This window comes from Rhizobacter sp. P1_G5 (assembly GCF_056405435.1).
In genome coordinates, this window is sequence record NZ_JBFUCB010000800.1 from 1 (window position 1) to 2,330 (window position 2,330).

A 2,330-nucleotide genomic window follows, 5' to 3' on the forward strand; every position below is an offset into this window, starting at 1 on the left:
GTCCTCGAGCGTGCGCAGCTGGTGGCTCACCGCGCTCGGCGTGACGCTCAGTTCGTCGGCCGCCTTCACGACGGTGAGGTGGCGCGCGGTCGCATCGAAGGCGCGCAGCGCATTGAGCGGCGGCAGCCGGCTGCGCGGCGTCAGGCGCTTGGCGGCATCGTGCAGCGAGGGAAGGTCGGGCGTCTTGGGCATGAGGGGAGGAATTGCTTGCAAGGTTCAGGCCACGGCCGGTGTTTCGCAGCCACGGCGCGGCCTGCGACAGGCTGAGTTTTTTTGCGCCCGCCGCGGTTCTTAATCTCGGTGTTCAGCGCGCGCCGTCGTCACTAGCATCCCGCCATTCTTTCGGAGGCCCTTGCGGGGTGACACGGCATGGAAGCAGGTTCGGCGGCGGCGACGCAGCGGTTGTGGGGCGCACGGTTCAAGTCGGAGCCGTCGGCGGCGCTGAAGGCCTTGTCGCGTTCCGACCCGAGCTTCTTCCGCCTCGTGCCCTACGACCTGRCCGGCTCGCGCGCCCATGCCCGCGAGCTGCAGCGGGCCGGCATCCTGCAGGCCGCCGAACTCGATGCGCTGATGGACGCGATCGACGCGATCGGGCGCGAGTTCGCCGCCGGCGCATTGCACCCGTCGCCGGCCGATGAAGACGTGCACACCTTCCTCGAGCGCGTGCTGACCGAGCGCCTGGGTGCCATCGGCGGCAAGCTGCGTGCCGGCCGCTCGCGCAACGACCAGGCCGCCAACGACCTGAAGCTGTACCTGCGCGACCGGGCGCGCTCGATCGCCGCCGCGGTGCTCGAGCTGCAGGCCGCGCTGTTGCAGCAGGCCGAGGCCCACGTCACGACGCTGTCGACCGGCTTCACGCACCTGCAGCCGGCGCAGCCGATCGTGTTCGCGCATCACCTGCTGGCGCATGCGCAGGCGATCGGCCGCAACGTCGACCGGCTGGTCGACTGGGATCGCCGCAGCGCCCGCTCGCCGCTCGGCGCCGCGGCGCTCGCCGGTTCGGCCCTGTGCCGCTCGCCCGAGCTGTCGGCGGCGGAGCTCGGCTACGACGCGCCGTGCGAGAACTCGATCGATGCGGTCGCGGCGCGCGACCACGTGTGCGAGTTCCTGTTCATCACCGGCATGCTGGCGGTGGAGTTGTCGCGCCTGTCGGAGGAGGTGGTGCTGTGGTCGTCGCGCCAGTTCCGCTGGGTGGTGCTCGACGACGCGTACTGCACCGGCAGTTCGATCATGCCGCAGAAGAAGAACCCCGACATCGCCGAGCTGAGCCGCGGCAAGGCCGGCCGCCTGATCGGCAACCTCACCGGGATGATGGCGGCGCTGAAGTCGCTGCCGCTCGCCTACAACCGCGACCTGGCCGAGGACAAGGGCGCGGCCTTCGACAGCGTCGACACGCTCGCGCTGGTGCTGCCGGCGATGGCCGGGATGATCCGCACGATGCGCGTCGACGCCGACGAGCTGCGCCGCCAGGCGCCGCTCGGCTTCACGCTCGCGACCGAGGTGGCCGACCGGCTCGCGCTGCGCGGCGTGCCGTTCAGCGAGGCGCACGAGATCACCGGCGCGCTCGTGAAGGCCTGCGAGGCGCAGGGCATCGAGCTGGGCGAGGCCCCGGCGGCGCTGCTGGCCGAGGTCGACCCGCGGCTCACCGCCGACCTGCGGCCGCACCTGACGCTGGAAGCCGCCGTCRCCGCGCGCACCGGGCACGGCGGCACCGCACCAGCCCGCGTGCACGAGCAGATCGGCCGCTTGAAGCTGCAACTGGCCGCGCAGGCGCTGTGGTGCGCCGACTACCGGGGGCCGCGATGCTGAGCGCCGGGCCCGTGCGCGCGCAGGACGACTTCGGCAGCATCTCGCACCTGACCCAGGTGCCGCGCCGCTACTGGGGCCGCTACCTCGCGACGGCGCTGATCCTCGCGGTGCTGCTGTTCATCGCGAACGCGTTCGCGCACGGCAAGATCGAATGGTCGTACGTCGCGCGGTTCCTGACCGCGCGCTCGATCCTCGAGGGGCTGCTGAACACCGTCGTGATGAGCGTGCTCGCGATGGCGCTGGGCATCGTGCTCGGTGTCGTGACCGCGGTGATGCGGCTGTCGGCGAACCCGGTGCTCAGCAGCGTCGCGCGCGGCTACACGTGGCTGTTCCGCGGCACGCCGGTGATCCTGCAGCTGCTGCTGTGGTTCAACCTGGCGCTGGTGTTCCCGACCCTCGGCCTGCCCGGGGTGTGGGAGCTGCGCACCGTCGACGTGATGACGCCGTTCCTCGCCGCGCTGCTCGGCCTGGRCATCAACCAGGGCGCCTACACCAGCGAGGTGGTGCGCGCGGGGCTGCTG

At 71.7% G+C, this 2,330-nt stretch carries 3 protein-coding genes; 2 read left to right on the forward strand and 1 reads right to left on the reverse strand.

Annotation, left to right across the window (positions count from 1 at the left end; all coding sequences use genetic code 11):
- A partial coding sequence (locus AC1D12_RS31240) for a LysR family transcriptional regulator (RefSeq protein WP_477845076.1) occupies positions 1-192 on the reverse strand: 192 nt, incomplete at its 3' end.
- Positions 193-369: 177 nt separating this feature from the next.
- Between AC1D12_RS31240 and argH the strand changes: the two genes are divergently transcribed.
- Complete coding sequence (gene argH, locus AC1D12_RS31245) at positions 370-1,809, forward strand: argininosuccinate lyase (protein ID WP_477845077.1); 1,440 nt, start codon at positions 370-372, stop codon at positions 1,807-1,809.
- The coding region (locus tag AC1D12_RS31250; protein WP_477845078.1) for an ABC transporter permease subunit at positions 1,803-2,330 on the forward strand (528 nt) is incomplete at its 3' end. The genes argH and AC1D12_RS31250, both read left to right, overlap by 7 nt.